Consider the following 16458-nt stretch of genomic DNA (forward strand, 5'->3'; position numbering starts at 1 on the left):
GTCAGGTGCTGTCGAGCCTGCTGAAAGCCGGAATCGACCGGCCGCGCCCCGAACTCGTCTCGCATCTCGTCAACGAAACGACGCTGTCTTTTCCCAGCGGCCACGCCATGCTGTCGGCGGTGACCTATCTGACGCTCGGCGCGCTGGCGGCACGCTTCCTGCCCGGTCGAACGACGAAGATCTATGTGCTGTCGCTGGCGGTGCTGACGACGCTGCTGGTCGGCATCAGCCGCGTCTATCTCGGCGTCCACTGGCCGTCGGATGTGCTGGCCGGCTGGTGCGCCGGCTTCGTCTGGGCGATGCTGTGCTGGCTCGCTGCCCGGACGTGGCAGCGATGGCGTGGGCAGCACCCGGACGGCGAGACTGGAGACTAGATCAGCCGGTTGATCAGCCCGTGCCCGCAGCCGGCCAACAGGAAAACCGCCGACAGCAAGGCTGCCGATGTCATGAAAGTCTTGAAGATATTCAACCGCGTTACTCCCTGCCAGATGGAAACCTTAGCGCGCAATCCCGGGAAAGTATCTAAAAATGGTCAGTCAGGCGCCGCCCCTTACGTCTCAAACATTCATCCTAATGCTTGAAACATCAGAATAATGATATTACACCTTACTCCTGCAGACTCAGACGGGGATTCCGGCCGATGATCACTGCCGCGCAGATGCGCGCCGCAAGGGCGCTGGCCGGCATCGATCAGAAGACGCTCGCCGAGCGCGCCGGCGTTTCGCTTCCGACTATCCAGCGCATGGAGGCGAGCGATGGCGTGGTCAGGGGCGTGGTCGACACGCTGATGAAGGTCATCCAGGCCCTCGACGAGGCCGGGGTGGAGCTGATCGGCGAGAATCAGGCCAGCGAGCGCGGCGGCCGGGGCGTGCGCCTCAAGCCTGCCGTGCCGCCTGATCCCAAGGCTGAGCCGGCATAAAGTCGCGACGGCGACCGCCGACAGCCCTGCCGACGATCCCGCCGCCTTTCAGGGTGCGAAAGGCAGTCCATGGATCAGACGCAGCGGGCAGTGCATGAACCGGCCTACAGATCGGCCCAAAGGTCGGCCCACCAGTCGGCAAAGCCGACATTTTCCGAATTGTTCATGCCAAAGCTCGTGACGGTCTGGCGCGAGGGCTACACGTTCGCCGACTTCAAGGCGGACGCCATTGCCGGGCTGACGGTGGCCATTGTCGCGCTGCCCTTGTCGATGGCCATCGCGATCGCCTCGGGAGTCACGCCCGAGCGCGGCCTCTACACCTCGATTGTCGGCGGCTTCATCATTTCGGCGCTCGGCGGCAGCCGCTTCCAGATCGGCGGCCCGGCCGGCGCCTTCATCGTGCTGGTGGCCGCGACGGTTGCCCGGGTCGGTATCGACGGGCTGCTGCTGGCAACGATGATGGCAGGGGTCTTCCTGCTCGCCATAGGCTATCTCCGTCTCGGCACCTACATCAAGTTCATTCCCTATCCGGTGACGGTCGGCTTCACCGCCGGCATCGCCGTCATCATCTTTTCCGGACAGATCGTCGAACTGTTCGGGCTGAAGCTTGCCGGCAAGGAGCCCGGACCGCTGGTGCCGAAGCTGATCGCGGTCGGCGAGGCGGCCGGCACCATCAACCCGGCGGCGACCTTCGTGGCGGTGTTGACCGTCGCCACCATCGCCGGCCTGAAGCGCTGGCGACCGACATGGCCCGCAATGCTCATCGCCATCGGGCTGGCATCGCTGGTCGTGGCGCTTCTCGCGCTGCCGGCGGAGACGATCGGCACCCGCTTTGGCGGTATACCGCGCAGCCTGCAAATGCCCGCTTTGCCGCCGATCAGCCTGGACAGGATGATTGACGTGCTGCCGGATGCGATTGCCTTCGCCTTGCTGGGCGCCATCGAATCGCTGCTTTCGGCGGTGGTCGCCGACGGGATGACGGGCCGCCGGCATCGTTCCAACTGCGAACTGGTGGCGCAAGGCTTCGCCAACATCGCATCCGCCCTGTTCGGCGGCATTTGCGCCACCGGCACCATCGCCCGCACGGCGACCAATGTGCGGGCCGGCGCCCACGGACCGGTTTCGGGCATCGTCCACGCCGCCATCCTGCTCGCCTTGATGCTGGTGGCGGCGCCGCTCGCCAGCTATATCCCGCTCGCCGCCCTGGCCGGCGTGCTGGCGGTCGTGTGCTGGAATATGTTCGAGAAACAGGCCTTCGCCACCTTGCTGCGTGCCTCGCGCGGCGATGCGCTGGTGCTGATGGCGACCTTTCTGCTCGTCATCTTCCGCGATCTCACCGAAGGCATCGTGGTCGGCTTCGTGCTGGGGTCGATCCTGTTCATCGACCGCATGGCCAAGTCGATTGCGGTCGAGGCCGATCAGCCGCTGGTGCAGGGGGATGTCGCCGACAGCACCAACGCCTACGATGCCAGCGAGGCGACCGACGCCGACACCGTCGTCTATCGCATTTCGGGCGCCTTCTTCTTCGGCGCCGCATCGACCGTCGGCACCGTGCTCGACCGCATAGCCGACCAGCGCAGGAACTTCATCCTCGACTGCTCGGCCGTACCGTTCTTCGATTCGACGGCGGCCAACGTCATCGAAGGCGCCGCCCACAAGGCGAAACGCGCCGGTGTCCGCTTCATCATATCAGGCGCCGCGCCGCAGATCCGACGCATGCTGATCACCCACGGCGTCAAGCGCCCGCTGGTGACCTACGCCGCCTCGATCAAGGATGCGCGGGCGCAGCTGAAAGGGAAGCTGGAGGCGGGATAGGGGCCGGGATTTGCCGGCCGGTGGCCATTGTCAGGACAAGGTGTCCACCTGTTGAATGCCAACTTCTTGACGTTGAGCTGACTCACGCACGGCGCGACGTGAACACCGCTTTGCGCCGCTCCTCGCGGTTTGTCCGATACCATCGCCCGCGTCTTCGAAATTGATGCGATGACGAAATGGCGTCGGAAAGAATACGAGATACTCTCGCAATCTTCACACCTGTCCTATATAGCCGCTGCACTGACGATCTTGTCCGGAAAGCTCGGTCAAGAAGAGGTGTTCGCACCCGCCATTTTCGAACTAGCCTCAGTGCACTCGCCTCACACGATCTTCTACGCTGCGGCTACTACATGGTATTTTTCGCGGCTTAGCAACTCGGTCCTGCTAGGGAAAAAGGCGGGTGAATGTGCAATCGTCCTCGACAAGGAGAACGACCGGCATCAGCGAATGGTAGCAGCACGCGACACCCTATCTGACGTGATGCTGAAACATTGGTCGACCCAAACCGGTGGTCACGTCGAGGTTTAGTTTCGGTGAAGAACATCCTTTGGGTCGTCGCATGACAGACGACCGCAACGGGCCAGACGTCGTTAGTTAGCCGCACTGCGAGTTCGAGTTGGTGATCATCGCCGACGAACGAACTTTCCCCTCACGGCTGCGAACGTCTCGCAGCTCTGCCCTGAGGCGCCGATCATGGCTCTCAATCGAGCTTCAGCGCCACAACCTCGCCTTCGTTCATCAACGGCACATAAAGGATCGACTTGCCATCGGTGCCGATGTCGGCGCTGCCCGGCTTGAACTGCGCCACCACCTCCGGCGCGCCGCCCGCATGATAGCGGTAGAGCGTGCCGGTCATGTAGGCGGTGGTATAGATGGTGCCGCCGATGGCTAAGACGCCGTCGAGATCGGCGAATTTCTGGGCACCCGGCAAGGGCGAAACCACCTTGCTGGCGATGTCGACCGACAGCAGGCCGCCAAGCTCCGTCGTGCTGAAGTCGGGCTTGATGCCCTTGCCCCAGGAGGCGACGATCAATCGGCCGCCATCGGCGAAGATGCCGTTGGGCGAAGCCAATGCCCCGTCCTTGACGAACGGCTCCGGCCGGTCGCCATCGATGCGGTAGATGGCGTCGGCCAGCATGTCGGTGACATAGACCTTGCCGGATTGGTCCGATGTCATGTCGTTGAGGAAGACCGCGTTCGGCACCGAGATGCTGGCGACCAGCTTGCCGCTGGCGAGGTCGACGACGCGGACTTTCGTGATGTCGGCAACATAGAGCTTGCCGCCCGAGATCGCCATACCCTTGGGTGCGTCCATGCCGTCGGTCCAGTGCTGGGTGACCGTCTTGCCGTCCAGCGACAGCACGGAGAGATAACCGTTGCCGTCGGCCTCGCCGGGATTGCCTGATATGTTGGAAACGATGATGCGATTGTCAGCGGCGTCGAACAGGGCCGATTCCGGCTGTTCGAGCCCGGTGGCGCGCCAGAGTTCGCCGGCCTCCGCGGCGGGCACCGCAGCAATGCCGATGACGGCGATAAAGGTTGAGGTGATGAGGGTGTTCATGACTGCTCTCCTGAGATGACGAGGCAGAGCTATGGCTTTCGATACTTTTCGGAAAGGCCTGACGCCGCTAGTATCGAATATCGATACGAAACTAGCGACAAGAGGTGCATCCAATGAACGGTCTGATCTTCCAGGCGCTGAAGCGGACGTTGAAGGCGAAGGGCGTCACCTATCGCGCGCTGGCCGAACGCATGGGCGTTTCCGAACCGACGGTGAAGCGTATCTTCCATGAGCGCAATTGCAAGCTCGACCGGCTGATGGAGATTTGCGCTGCCGCCGGTGTCGAACTGGAAAACGTGCTCGGCTCGATGAACCGGGGGCCTGGGCCGGTCAACCACATCGCGCCGGAGGTCGAGCGCAAGCTCGCCGGCCGGCCGGCGCTGCTGTTCATCTTCGTCATGCTGTCAGAAAAGTTCACGCCCGAAGGCATCATGCGCTCGCAAGGCCTGAGCGAGGCTTCGATGTTCCTCTATCTGCGCGATCTCGAGGAACTCGGCCTGATCGCGCTCGGACGGGGTCTTTCGGCGAGACTGCTGGTCGAGACGCCGATCCAGTGGAACTTCGAAGGGCCGCTCAGGCCGCTGTTCGAGATGACCAACAAGAATTTCATCGGCTGGGCCATCACCCATATCGACAAGGAAGCGACCTTCGTCAGCTTCTCCAGGCGGATGCGGCCGGAGACGGCTGAAATGGTGCGGCGCGAGGCGGAGGATCTCGCCGACCGCGCCAAGCTGCTCGCCCATCACGACCAGCACACGACGCCGGAGGATGGCCTGATCGGCTACAAATGGACATTTGCCTTTGGCGCGACGCCATTTCCGGCAATCATGCCGATCGGGCCGCACGCGCGAGATGCCGGGGCGAGGCCTGATACGCCCGCCGCCGCGAAAGGACGGCGGCCGCCGCCGGCCTGACCAGGCACCGCGTCAATCGTCTCAGCACGATTGCATCTGGTGGCTGAGCTTGCCGCGCACGACCCTGGCAGTGCCGACCGCCACCATTTTTGCCGCTGTCTTGCCCCCCGGACCCGCCATGCGACCGGCGACGCCGACCGCGCCATTGACGGCGCCCATCGTCTTCATCTGCCTGACCGTCTCGTTCATACGCGCCCGGCAGTCCTGCATTTTCCTGGTCGCCTCGACTGCAGCCAGGGCCTCGCCAAGGCCTGCCGGCGAGTCCGGGCCGGCCGCCAACTCCGCCAATTGCGCATGCTGGTCTGGCGTGATCGGCGGGCTGGCGGCCGTCTGGCTGCAGCCGGAGGCCAGCAGGCAGATCAGCATCGCGATCGGGCTGCCTCGCCCGACACGTGCCGTGGCTGGAAAAATGCCACGATATTCGGCCTCGAGGCTCCCGCTAGGAGTTGCTTTTCCCGCCACCCGTTTCCTGTTGTCCAACATCCTATTGCCCCACCGCCGGGCCGAGGATGAGGCTGCGGATTTTTGGCGTCAGCGGCCTGACGACGTCGGCGAAGGGATCGCCCTCAGTCCGCAAAATCATCAAGCCTTCGACCTCTTCGTCGATGGCGTCGATGGTCTCCGTCTTCTGTGCCTCGGTCAGCTCCCTCATGCCGGATATGGCATTTCTGAGCTTGGCGAAAATGGCATCGAGTTCCGCGACCGGCATCGTCGCCAGGAACCCGCGCATGGTCTCGCCAAGCGCGACCTTCCAGCTGTCGGCGGTGAAACCGGCTGTGCCGATCAAGCCCTTGTCCGCGGCATCGCGCTCGTACCAGTCGGCGGCGATCTCCTCGTCATAGGCGAACTGACCGAATTCGGGCTGCAAGGCCTCGATCAGGCCGACGACCGCCGACGCATCCCGCGCTGTCAGGGCCAAGGCCTGCGGGCTGTCGAAGATCATGCCGGCAAGTGCGAGCGCGCCGGCCAGCCGGCGCATGGCTGCGAAACGCCGCTCAGCCATAACAGTCCTGCGCAATGCCGGCCCGGGCACTGCTCGTTGCCTGGGACTGCAGAACCGAGCCGCCGATCGAGGCGGCCTGGCCGGCAATGACCCCACCATTGCCAGCCAGACCGCCAAGACCCCCCGCCATCGACAGCACACCGCCGAGCAGAGCCGCATTGGTCTGCGCCTTCGCCGCCTTCTTGGCCGCATCGGCGCAGGCCGTTTCCGTCGTCGGTTCGTTCCGGGCCTTCTTGCTGCCGGCCGCGCTCGCGATCGATGCCGGCCTGTCGTCGACCTGGCCCGTTTGGCAGCCCGCCAGGGCAATGGTCAGGGCCAGGAAAATGCTCTTTTTCATGGTGCTGCTCATCATCGGGCAGCGCGCGGCGGCAGCTTGGCCTCGCGATGATCGGTCACTGCGTTGCCCAAGGCGATCGACAGCAGATAGACACGCGGATTGAACCCTGCCGCAGCCAGTGCCGACAGCGTCTTGAACAGTTGCAAATGAAACATCGTGCCCCCCTTTGGATTGCCGCCAATGCGGTTCCGGTTCCGGAATCGCGCCGCAAACTAGGGGCATAAAAGGGGGGCAGCTTGGACAGAACGGCACTGAAAGCGGCCAAAACGGCCCGGGATTGACGTTTTGCAGGCTCCGGCGCATATGACCGCGCTCTTGGGCATGGGGGGTGTCGATGACTGCGACGATGGGGACGTCAGCTTCATTCAGGCTGGCGACGGAGATGTTTCCGGAGCGGGATCGCGTCGAGATCACGCGTGAGGTTTACGGCCGCACGGTTCTGAGGGTGGACCTCGATCCGCTGGCGCCGGCGCAGATCGACATGCGGGTGCGCGCGTTGCCAGGCCTCGGCATCGCCACCGGCAGCTCATCGGAATTCCGGGTGCATCGTACGTCGTCGCTGATCGACAATGACGACTTCGTTCTCCTGGCGGCCCTCGACGGGGGCAGTGTGATGAAGCATCGCGGCCGCGAGGAGGCGGTCGGCAACGGCCAGGCGCTGATGATGAGCGGTGAAGAGGTTGGCCTCAACCTGATCGGCGCCGGCGGGTTTCGCTTCGTCAATCTGAGTTTTTCGCGCAAGCAGCTTTCGCCTCTGATCGGCGATCCGGCCGCGGTTCTTATGCGGCCCTTGCCGACCCAAAGCGGGGCGATGCGGCTGTTGCTCGACTATATCAGCTCGATCCAGGAGGTCGGAGACGAGTTGACTGCGGAGGCCTGCCACCTTGCGGCGGCGCATGTCTTCGACCTTGCCGCACTCGCCATGGGCGCGACCAGGGATGCGGCCCAGATCGCACGCGGCCGCGGCGTCAGCGTTGCCCGCTTGCGCGCCATCAAGGCCGATATCGTCGCGCATGGTGGCCACGTCGACCTGTCGGCGCAGGACGTCGCCGCCCGCCACGGACTGTCGGCCCGCTACGTCCGCAAGCTGTTCGAGAGCGATGGCACATCCTTGATTGATTTCATGATGACCCAACGGCTGGCGCGCGCGCATCGCATGCTCGGCGATCCGCGCCATGCCGGACGCAGCATCACCGCGATCGCCTACGAGGCCGGCTTCAACGACCTTTCCTATTTCAACCGGGCGTTCCGTCGCCGTTATGACGCCACACCCTCGGACGTGCGGGCCGCGGCTTGCAAGCACTGACGCCCGGCCGCCGGCCAGCGCTCCTGTGCCGGGCCATGCACGCGGCTGGACTCATTTGATCGCGTTTACTCGGCGGCCTTGGCCCCGGAATCGGCAAGCTTGTCGTCCCAGGTCACCGCCCGGTAGTCGAAACCATATTCCAGCGTCGGCTTGACGATGCGGAAATAGGGCGACAGGTCGAAATCGCGCGGCGTGTAGAGCGAATGGTGGCGGATGTGCAGGATTTCCTTGCGCGAATAGTTCGACTGCGCCGAGGCGCGGCCGGGCGCACGGGTGATCTCGGGCAGGATCGGATAGCGGATCTGGCCATAGGCCTCGGCAATCAGCGTCGAGCAGATCGCCCGTGTCGGATCGCCGGAACCGAAGGCCAGCATGCGGCGGCGCCAGCGCACCGGCACTGGCGGTGTCGGGAAGAAAAAACGCAGCATGTCGAAAATGTTCTTGAGGTCGTATTTCAGGCCGAGCTTGCCGATCATGAAGGCGACGACCTTGTCGCGATCCTCCGGCGCCAGCCCACTCGCCCGGCAGATACGGGTGTTGTAGGTGCGGTAGCGCGACAATGGAACGGCGACGCAGCCTTCGCCGATCGTGACCTCGATCAGGCGCGGCCGCTCCGAGCCGTCCGCCGGCGCGGGCAAGGCATCGCCGATATAGAAGGCCGCATGCGACCAGGTCGACTGGGTCAGGTACTTGATCGCCGCCGAGATCTTCTGGTTGCCCTCGATCAGCAGGATGTCGCCGGGCTCAAGCGTGCGACGCAGCGTTTCGGCATCGGATGGGGTGTAGGGCTCGTAGCCGGACGATTCTTCCTGCAGCCGGCCGGCAAGCCAGCGGCCAAGTCGATCCAGAAGCGTGTCGCCGGGCTCGGTCATACTCCATGGCGATTAGCATGGGCGGGTAATGAGGGCTAGCGCACGCCTTTCTTCCCCCCGTCAGGACCGAGAGGAAAAGCGCCAAGTCATCCTACGATGCCGCGGCCTCTTCCGGCGGCGCAGCCAGATCGTCGCGCGCCTTGCGGGCCAGTTTGCGTGTCGAGCGTTTGGGACTGTCGCCGAACAGCTCGGCCGCCGAGGCAAGGCAGCTCTTCTTCAGCTGCTTCTCCGACCGCTTCAAAAGCTTGGCCAGAAGTTTCGTGTCCTCGGGCGGCCCGAGCAGCTGGTCGTCGGCCTCGAGCAGAGCGTGCATCACCAGCACATCGTGCAGGTCGCCCAGCCGCTCGCCCAGTTCGTCGACCGCCTTGCGCCGCGCCTTGATCGGTGTCGGCCACAGCCTGCCGAGCAGCGACAGATGCATGCCGTGGGTCTTGGCCGCCTTGCGCAGATCGTGGAAATCATCGGCCGCTCCCCGCGATCCGGCCTTGTCGAGCGCCTTCCTGGCGCGGCGCAGCGTGACGCGGGCGCCTTCGGCAAGCACGTCGGCCGCCTGTTCCGGCTGCTCGGGCAAGGCCAGCGTGCCGATGCGGTGCAGGCCCTCCTCGCAGGCGGCGGTCGCCGCGCCGATCGCCGCTTCGAGCCCTGTACCTTCGTGCAATTCATGCTGGCGCGCGATCAGCCTGTCGCGAACCGCGCCCAGCCCATCGTCGGCGCTCTCCTTGGGAAAGCTTGCCGCCAGGCGGTCGATGGTCTCGATCAGCGCTGTCGCCTCGCGCGGGCCGGCAAGCAGGGCCGCCACGTTGCGGTAGCACTGGTTTTCTGTCTCACAGAATGTTTCGTCACCGGAACGAACAAGCCGCAACAAGGCGCGAGCGCTCTTCAGCCGCTTGCGGCATTTGTGCAGTGCCTGTTCCGGCCGGCTCCGTGCGGCGTCAAGATGATGCAGCGCCTTGCCGATCTCCTCGGCAAGGATTCTCCTGACCTCGCCGGTCAGCGGCAGGCGCGGATCGATGCGAAAGCTCATGCGGCGATCTCCGGAATCCCACCAAGGGCGAGCGACGCGTTGTAGAATTTCTGCTCGCCGGTGACTTCACGGCCGAGCCAGTCGGGCAGCATTTCGTCCGGCACGTCCTCCGGCGTCTCAAGTTCGGCGACCACAAGTCCCGCAAGCGGTCCGCCAAAGACATCGACTTCGTAGAGATAGCCACGGTGCCTAACATGGTGACGTGTCTTCTCGATGACACGTCCGATGGCGAAGTCCAGCATCTCCACCGCCTCCGACAGCGGGATCGGGTATTCGAATTCGTCGCGCTCGCGCGCTTTGCTGCCGAATTTGAGCGTCAGCTTGGCGGAAGTGCCGTCGCTGATGCGGATGCGCACTGTGCGCCCGGGGCCGGCAGCGAGATAGAACTGGAGAATGCGGATATTGGCCTCGGCCAACTCCCGCCATGCGGTGCTGGTGACCAGGAATTTTCGTTCGACTTCCTTGCCCATGGCCGCGCACTAAAGCGTTTGCCGCCGTCGATGGCAAGACAATGACGAACAGAAGTTGACTTTAATCAATCGATTGATTAAAGTGCGCTCATGATCAAACTACCTGAGCCCAAAGTTCTTCGTCGCGAGCCCGCCGAGATGACGCGCGCGGCGCTTGTCCAGGCGGCACTGAAGCTGTTCGGACGGCAGGGCTTCGACGGCACCTCGACGCGCGAGATCGCCGCCGAGGCGCAAGCCAATATCGGCTCGATCGCTTATCATTTCGGCGGCAAGGAGGGTCTTCGCACGGCCGCCGCCGACTTTATCGTCGAGACCATCCAGACGGTCGCCGGACCGGCACTCGGCAATGCACAGGCGCCCGCGCCGGTCGGTCCGGAGGCAGCGCAGGCGCAGCTCTTCGCGGCGCTGGAGCGAATGGTCGGCTTTGTCGTGGCCAGTCCGCAGGCCGGTGAGATCGTGCAGTTCATCCTGCGCGAACTTTCCCATCCAACGGCAGCCCTCGATCGTATCTATGACGGTGTCTTCGAGCCGAGCCATCGCCGGCTGTGCCAGCTGTGGGAACAGGCAACTGGCGAGCCCGCCGAAAGCGAGGCCACAAGGCTCACCGTGTTCACGCTGATCGGCCAGGTCATCTATTTCCGCATCGGCCGTGAGGCGGTGATGCGCCGCATGGGCTGGCCCGATATCGGCGCCGCGGAGGCCGCCAAGGTGGTGGCGGTCACATCGGGCAATCTCAAGGCCATATTCGCCGCCAGAAAAGGGGCAAAGACAAAGGGGCAAAGACCATGAGCTTTCTGTGTTCGCTGCCGCTCGCCGCGCAGCTCTTCTCGGCCTGTGCCCCGGCAGCACCGCTGGCCGTCGGCTATGTCGAAGGCGACTACGTGCTGCTGGCGCCGATCGAGGTGGCGCAGGTAGAGACCGTCACGGTGAAGCGCGGCGACCGTGTCATGCCCGGCACCACCGTTGTGACGCTGGAAAGCGCCGATGCAAAGATCGCTGTGGCGCAGGCGCAGGCAAGCCTTGCACAGGCGCAGGCACAACTCGCCGACCTGCAGATCGGCAAGCGGCCGGAAGAGATCGCCGTGCTGAAGGCCGAGGTCGATATGGCCAGCGCCCAGGCCGCCGACGCCAAGCGCAAATACGACCGCGCCGCCGATCTGTTCAAGCGCGGCGCCGGCACGCAAGCGGATTTCGACACCGCGTCGGCCACGCTCGAAACGGCCAATGCGCAGGTCGGCCAGGCCAAATCCAATCTCGCCGTCGGCGGCCTGCCGGCGCGCCCCGAGACGATCAAGGCCGCCGACAATCAGGTCAAGCAGGCGCAGGCCGCGTTGGAGCAGGCGCAGTGGCGGCTGTCGAAGCGCGTCCTGGCAGCCCCTTCGCCGGGCCGCGTCAACGACGTCATCCGCAATCCGGGCGATACATCAGGTCCGACCGCGCCTGTGATTTCGATCCTGCCCGACGGCGCGGTGAAGCTCAGCGTCTATATCCCGGAGAGCGCCTTCTCCTCGGTCAAGGTCGGCACCTTGCTCGGCGTCCATTGCGACGGCTGCGGCCCGGATGTGAAGGCGCGCGTCAGCTACGTCTCGCCAGATCCCGAGTTCACCCCGCCGGTGATCTATTCGCTCGAGAACCGGCAGAAGCTGGTCTACCTGGTCGAGGCGCGGCCGGAGGGCGATGCCGGCCCGCTGCAGCCCGGCCAGATCGTCGATGTCGATCTGGCGGACAGCGCAAGATGAACGCCATCGACGTCCACGGCCTGGTCAAGCGCTTTGGCGACAAGACCGTCGTCGACCATGTGACGATGTCGGTTGCCGAGGGCGAGATCGTCGGCTTTCTCGGCCCCAACGGTTCGGGCAAGACGACCACCATCCGCATCATGTGCGGCCTGCTGACGCCGGACGAGGGCGAAGGCACGGTGCTCGGTTTCAACATCCGCACCGACAGCCTGCGCATCAAGCGCGAAGTCGGCTACATGACGCAGAAATTCTCGTTCTACGAGGATCTGACGATCGGCGAGAATCTCGAATTCGTCGCGCGGCTCTACCGGCTGAAGCCGGTCGAGGAGCATGTCGCGAGCACGTTGGAGGACCTCGGCCTGACGTCGCGCCGCAACCAGCTGGCCGGCACCTTGTCGGGCGGCTGGAAGCAGCGGCTGGCGCTGGCCGCCTGCATCATGCACAAGCCGAAATTGCTGCTGCTCGACGAGCCTACGGCCGGTGTCGACCCGAAGGCGCGGCGCGAGTTCTGGGACGAGATCCATCGCCTCGCCAGCGGCGGGCTGACCGTGCTGGTCTCCACCCACTATATGGACGAAGCCGAGCGCTGCCACCGCATCAGCTACATCTCCTATGGCAAGATGCTGGCCACCGGCACTGTCGCCGAAGTGGTGAAAAATGCCGGGCTGACCACCTTCGTCCTGCAAGGTCCGCGCCTCGATCAGGTCGCCGAAGCGCTTCAGGGCCGCCCCGGCGTCGATCAGGTGGCGCCGTTCGGCGCGACGCTGCATGTCGTCGGCTCCGACAAGAAGAAGCTCGAAGCCGCGCTTGCCGATGTCGAGAGAGAGCACAAGGGCGTGAAAGTTTCGCCCGGCGAAACCAGCCTCGAGGACGTCTTCATCCAGTTCATGTCCGGCTCGAAGGACAACATGGCATGAACAGCGTCTTTTCCTTCGCCCGGCTTGGCGCCTTGCTGATCAAGGAATTCATCCAGATGCGGCGCGACCGCATCACCTTCGCCATGATGCTCGGCGTGCCGCTGATACAATTGGTGCTTTTCGGCTACGCCATCAACAACGACCCGAAAAGCCTGCCGGCAGCACTCGTGGCGACGAGCAACGATCCCTATACGCGCGCCATTGTCGCGGCGCTGCAGACCACCGGTTACTATCGTTTCGACCATGTCGCGCAAAGTGCCGCCGAGGCCGAGTTCCTGATATCGCGCGGCGACGTTGCCTTCGTCGTCACCATCCCGGCCGATTTCGCCAGGAGGGTGGAGAGCGGCAACAGCCCGCAGATACTCATCGAGGCCGACGCCACCGACCCGGCGGTGGCCAGCGGCGCCATCTCGACGCTCGGCACAGTCGGCAGCCAGGCGCTGCTGAGGGCGCAAGGCACGCAGGAAGCCGCCGCCGAGGCCGCCAAGGGTCAGCTCGATGTCGTCGTACACCGGCGCTACAATCCCGAAGGCATCTCGCAATACAACATCGTGCCCGGCCTGCTGGGCGTCATCCTGCAGATGACCATGGTGATGATGACCTCGATCGCGCTGACACGCGAGACCGAGCGCGGAACGATGGAGAACCTGCTGGCGATGCCGTCCAGCCCGCTCGAGATCATGATGGGCAAGGTGCTGCCCTATCTGGCGGTCGGCGGCGTGCAGGTGGTGGTGGTGCTGGCGGCGGCGAAACTTCTGTTCGCCATCCCCTTCACCGGATCGATGTCGCTGCTCCTGACCGCCGTGCTGATCTTCGTGCTGGCGCTGGTGCTGCTCGGCTACACGATTTCGACCATCGCCCGCACGCAGATGCAGGCGCTCCAACTCACCTTCTTCTTCTTCCTGCCGTCGATCATGCTGTCCGGCTTCATGTTCCCGTATCGCGGCATGCCGGACTGGGCACAAATCTTCGGCGAGATCTTCCCGCTGACGCATTTCCTACGCATCACCCGCGCGGTGATGCTGAAGGGGGCCGAACTGCCGGCCGTGGCAACGGAGATCGGCTGGCTGGTGGTGTTCGTGGCTTTGTTTGCCGGCGTAGCATTGGTGCGATTCCGGCGGACGCTGGATTAGACGCCGCACGACCTCCAGTCTTGCTACCAGTCTTCGCTCCTTGCTCCGCCCGTGGATGACGAAGGGAGAAATGCTTTCGCCAATCTCCATGGTTTATAACTGCCACTAACCGTTGAGCGATTTCGGGCCGCTGACGAAGGCGCTCCCCTTGACGTAAAACCGCAGCGGGCGATCGGCATCCTTTGTAATGCCGATCCGGATGCCTTGGGCGATGTCGCCGGCTTGATGCTCGTCGGTTGCCAGCCATAGCGGGCCTTTGCGGCAGAGATCGAGCCCGTCGAGCGAACGATCGATCCGCAACGCCTGGGCCAGCCTTCCCGGTCCTCGCGCAAGGTCGCGCAAGCGCTCGATGCCGCGATTGAGCCGCATGAGCGCAATGCCTTCGAGCGGCTCGAGCGCCCTGATGAGCACGCCGGTTCCGACCCCTGGCATCTCGCTCGAGACGTTGAGCATGTAGGAGATGCCGTAGGCGAGATAGACATAAGCGTGCCCAGCCTCGAGAAACAACGAACGGTTGCGCGGCGTCTGGCCCCGGTAGCCGTGCCCGGCGGCATCGCCGGTCACATAGGCCTCGGTCTCGACGATGCGGCCGCTGGCGATGCCTTCGGGCAGTTCGCGCACCACGATCTTGCCGATGAGAGTGCGGGCAAGGGATGCCGTATCGTCGGGCAGCTCAGAACGCGTGAGCGGGCGGTAGATGACCATGTTCAGCCCGGCGACGACTTGGAGGCGGGCGAGGAGTGATCCAAGGCGAAACCTGCCTCAGATCCATGTCGGACCCTTTGGACATCCCGTCTCAAGCCGCCGCCATGATCCCGGCATAAGTGCCGAAATCGACATTGCCGCCGGACAGCACCACGGCAACGCATTTGCCGGACAGTTCGATCTCGCCCGACGACAGCGCCGCCAACGCCACGCAGCCGCCGGGCTCGACCACCAGCTTGAGATAGGCCATGGCGTCGCGCATCGCCTGTGCCGTCGCCTTGTCGGAAACGGCGATGCCGCCTGCCAGGTTCCTGCGGTTGATCTCGAAGGTGATCAGGCCGGGCTCCGCGGTCAGGATCGCGTCGCAAATCGACGCGTGGCCGGGTTCGTTTGACACCCTGGCGCCGGCGGCCAGCGAACGGCGGGTGTCGTCGAAATGCTCTGGCTCCACCGCCCAGACCGCAGTGTTGGGCGAGGCGTCCTTGACGGCAACCGAAATGCCGCTGGCCAGGCCGCCGCCGCCGCAGGGAATGACGACCGCGTCGAGGTCGACGCCAAGCGCTTTTGCCTGGCGCATCAATTCGAGGCCGATCGTGCCTTGGCCCGCAATGATGGCCGGGTCGTCGAAGGGTGGCACCAGCACCATGCCTCTTTCCACGTAAGGGCGAACCACGCTCATGCGGTCGTCGCGAAAGCGGTCGAACGGCACCACCTCCGCCCCCATCTTGAGGACGTTAGCGATCTTCATCGCCGGCGCGTCTGAAGGCATGGCGATGACCGCCTTGACGCCGAACATCGCGGCCGAAGCGGCGACACCCTGCGCATGATTGCCCGACGAGAAGGCGACGACGCCCTGGCTGCGTTCTTCGTCGCTCAGCGACGACAGCTTGTTGTAGGCACCACGGAACTTGAACGAGCCGGTACGCTGCAGCGTCTCCGGCTTGAACAGGATGCGGCCGCCGAAGCGCTTGTTCAGCTCCTGCGATTCGATCAACGGGGTTTCGACGATCAGGCCGGCGAGACACGCGGCGGCGGCGTGGATGTCGGCGATGCCGGGAGGGGTGGTGGCGGTCATGTGAGGTCCAGTGGACAGGGGTCTTTCCATGATGCCCGCAAAGGGAGGCGGCGCACCATGGGAAAAATGTGACCGTTACAAGGTTTAGCGAGGCGGTCGCCAACGCCTCGGCTGCACGCCCCCCTCTGGCCTGCGGACATCTCCCCACGGGTGGGGAGATCGGCTGGGTATCCGCTTTCGCCAATTTCCAACGTTGAAGAAGGGGCACACCTAATGAAGCTGACAATCTCCCCCTCGTGGGGGAGATGTCCGGTAGGACAGAGGGGGGCGCCGTCCCGCCGCCGTCTCACGAGTTTCACCCCAACAGCGTCCTCTGCCTCTTGCTCCCGCCCAGCTTGCGCCAGTTGTTGAAGCGGTGGCTGGCGGCGGCAAAGGATATCTTCATCTGCTGGGCGACCGAATAGCGCGACTTGCCCTCGTCGAACATGCGGTAGCAGCACTCGACGCCTTCCTCGGTCAGTTTGCCGTCCGGCGCCTTGTTGTGCGGATTGGCGGGGTCGAATTTCTCGACCTGCTGCTCGACCAGGCCTTTCAGGCGCTGCAGATCGGCCTCGATGCTGGCGATGAGATCGAGAACGGGCTTTGGGTCATAGGGATGCGGAGGCTGTTTTGCCGATTGCGGGAAGTTTTCCGTCAGGCCGTCGGCATAGGCCCGATAGATGCGACCG

At 64.4% G+C, this 16458-nt stretch carries 21 protein-coding genes; 10 read left to right on the forward strand and 11 right to left on the reverse strand.

Going from position 1 to position 16458, the window contains the following annotated elements; genetic code table 11:
* From EN914_RS04495 to EN914_RS04510, 4 genes are all read left to right on the forward strand, one after another.
* A partial coding sequence (locus tag EN914_RS04495) for a phosphatase PAP2 family protein (RefSeq protein ID WP_164778654.1) occupies positions 1-374 on the forward strand: 374 nt, incomplete at its 5' end.
* A gap of 266 nt (positions 375-640) precedes the next feature.
* Positions 641-919 (forward strand): helix-turn-helix domain-containing protein, encoded by a 279-nt coding sequence (locus EN914_RS04500; protein ID WP_013528670.1) that lies wholly within the window; start codon positions 641-643, stop codon positions 917-919.
* 165 nt (positions 920-1084) lie between these two features.
* Positions 1085-2734, forward strand: coding sequence for a SulP family inorganic anion transporter (locus EN914_RS04505; RefSeq protein WP_407067771.1), 1650 nt, complete (start codon positions 1085-1087; stop codon positions 2732-2734).
* A gap of 129 nt (positions 2735-2863) precedes the next feature.
* Complete coding sequence (locus EN914_RS04510) at positions 2864-3262, forward strand: hypothetical protein (protein ID WP_024502208.1); 399 nt, start codon at positions 2864-2866, stop codon at positions 3260-3262.
* A gap of 172 nt (positions 3263-3434) precedes the next feature.
* Here EN914_RS04510 and EN914_RS04515 read toward each other — a convergent pair whose 3' ends face one another.
* Positions 3435-4295, reverse strand: coding sequence for an SMP-30/gluconolactonase/LRE family protein (locus EN914_RS04515; protein WP_024502207.1), 861 nt, complete (start codon positions 4293-4295; stop codon positions 3435-3437).
* A 113-nt stretch (positions 4296-4408) separates the two neighbouring features.
* Between EN914_RS04515 and EN914_RS04520 the strand changes: the two genes are divergently transcribed.
* Positions 4409-5209, forward strand: coding sequence for a helix-turn-helix transcriptional regulator (locus EN914_RS04520; protein ID WP_024502206.1), 801 nt, complete (start codon positions 4409-4411; stop codon positions 5207-5209).
* Positions 5210-5230: 21 nt separating this feature from the next.
* On the opposite strand, the gene EN914_RS04525 is transcribed toward EN914_RS04520, so the two are convergent.
* From EN914_RS04525 to EN914_RS04540, 4 genes are all read right to left on the reverse strand, one after another.
* Positions 5231-5575 carry a hypothetical protein gene (locus EN914_RS04525; protein WP_024502205.1) on the reverse strand — a complete coding sequence of 115 codons (345 nt, stop codon included), beginning with the start codon at positions 5573-5575 and terminating at the stop codon, positions 5231-5233.
* Positions 5576-5693: 118 nt separating this feature from the next.
* Positions 5694-6212 carry a hypothetical protein gene (locus EN914_RS04530; RefSeq protein ID WP_024502204.1) on the reverse strand — a complete coding sequence of 173 codons (519 nt, stop codon included), beginning with the start codon at positions 6210-6212 and terminating at the stop codon, positions 5694-5696.
* Entirely contained in the window at positions 6205-6549 is a 345-nt protein-coding gene (locus EN914_RS04535; protein ID WP_032898771.1) for a hypothetical protein, read from the reverse strand. Before EN914_RS04535 ends, EN914_RS04530 begins: the two co-directional genes overlap by 8 nt.
* Positions 6550-6560: 11 nt before the next feature.
* Complete coding sequence (locus EN914_RS04540) at positions 6561-6704, reverse strand: hypothetical protein (RefSeq protein ID WP_023813481.1); 144 nt, start codon at positions 6702-6704, stop codon at positions 6561-6563.
* A gap of 179 nt (positions 6705-6883) precedes the next feature.
* Between EN914_RS04540 and EN914_RS04545 the strand changes: the two genes are divergently transcribed.
* The gene (locus EN914_RS04545) at positions 6884-7855 is read left to right on the forward strand and encodes an AraC family transcriptional regulator (protein WP_013528662.1); all 972 of its coding nucleotides are present in this window, start codon (positions 6884-6886) and stop codon (positions 7853-7855) included.
* 65 nt (positions 7856-7920) lie between these two features.
* Here EN914_RS04545 and EN914_RS04550 read toward each other — a convergent pair whose 3' ends face one another.
* The 3 genes from EN914_RS04550 to EN914_RS04560 all read right to left on the reverse strand — a co-directional run bounded on the left by EN914_RS04550 (position 7921) and on the right by EN914_RS04560 (position 10221).
* Entirely contained in the window at positions 7921-8727 is an 807-nt protein-coding gene (locus tag EN914_RS04550) for a hypothetical protein (protein WP_024502202.1), read from the reverse strand.
* 91 nt (positions 8728-8818) lie between these two features.
* Positions 8819-9751, reverse strand: a complete 933-nt coding sequence (locus EN914_RS04555) for a CHAD domain-containing protein (protein WP_024502201.1) — start codon at positions 9749-9751, stop codon at positions 8819-8821.
* Positions 9748-10221 carry a CYTH domain-containing protein gene (locus EN914_RS04560; RefSeq protein WP_013528659.1) on the reverse strand — a complete coding sequence of 158 codons (474 nt, stop codon included), beginning with the start codon at positions 10219-10221 and terminating at the stop codon, positions 9748-9750. The genes EN914_RS04555 and EN914_RS04560 overlap by 4 nt, the downstream gene beginning before the upstream one ends.
* A gap of 90 nt (positions 10222-10311) precedes the next feature.
* On the opposite strand from EN914_RS04560, the gene EN914_RS04565 reads away from it, so the two are divergent.
* Genes EN914_RS04565 through EN914_RS04580 form a run of 4 tightly spaced genes read left to right on the forward strand, consistent with a single transcriptional unit; the run spans position 10312 to position 14010 of the window.
* Positions 10312-11010: a CerR family C-terminal domain-containing protein gene (locus tag EN914_RS04565; protein WP_013528658.1), complete on the forward strand. Its 699-nt coding sequence runs from the start codon at positions 10312-10314 to the stop codon at positions 11008-11010.
* Entirely contained in the window at positions 11007-11960 is a 954-nt protein-coding gene (locus EN914_RS04570) for an HlyD family secretion protein (RefSeq protein WP_013528657.1), read from the forward strand. The genes EN914_RS04565 and EN914_RS04570 overlap by 4 nt, the downstream gene beginning before the upstream one ends.
* Complete coding sequence (locus EN914_RS04575) at positions 11957-12877, forward strand: ABC transporter ATP-binding protein (RefSeq protein ID WP_013528656.1); 921 nt, start codon at positions 11957-11959, stop codon at positions 12875-12877. Before EN914_RS04570 ends, EN914_RS04575 begins: the two co-directional genes overlap by 4 nt.
* Complete coding sequence (locus tag EN914_RS04580; protein WP_024502200.1) at positions 12874-14010, forward strand: ABC transporter permease; 1137 nt, start codon at positions 12874-12876, stop codon at positions 14008-14010. Before EN914_RS04575 ends, EN914_RS04580 begins: the two co-directional genes overlap by 4 nt.
* Positions 14011-14115: 105 nt before the next feature.
* On the opposite strand, the gene EN914_RS04585 is transcribed toward EN914_RS04580, so the two are convergent.
* The 3 genes from EN914_RS04585 to EN914_RS04595 form a co-directional block, all read right to left on the reverse strand.
* The gene (locus EN914_RS04585; RefSeq protein ID WP_024502199.1) at positions 14116-14715 is read right to left on the reverse strand and encodes a DNA-3-methyladenine glycosylase; all 600 of its coding nucleotides are present in this window, start codon (positions 14713-14715) and stop codon (positions 14116-14118) included.
* 91 nt (positions 14716-14806) lie between these two features.
* A complete protein-coding gene (locus tag EN914_RS04590) occupies positions 14807-15790 on the reverse strand; it encodes a threonine/serine dehydratase (protein ID WP_024502198.1) in 984 nt (327 codons plus the stop codon).
* Between the two features lie 295 nt (positions 15791-16085).
* Positions 16086-16427 (reverse strand): hypothetical protein, encoded by a 342-nt coding sequence (locus EN914_RS04595; protein WP_127389012.1) that lies wholly within the window; start codon positions 16425-16427, stop codon positions 16086-16088.
* Positions 16428-16458: the final 31 nt, after the last annotated feature.

This window comes from Mesorhizobium sp. M7A.F.Ca.CA.001.08.2.1 (assembly GCF_003998455.1).
In the GTDB taxonomy this organism is placed as follows: domain Bacteria; phylum Pseudomonadota; class Alphaproteobacteria; order Rhizobiales; family Rhizobiaceae; genus Mesorhizobium; species Mesorhizobium ciceri.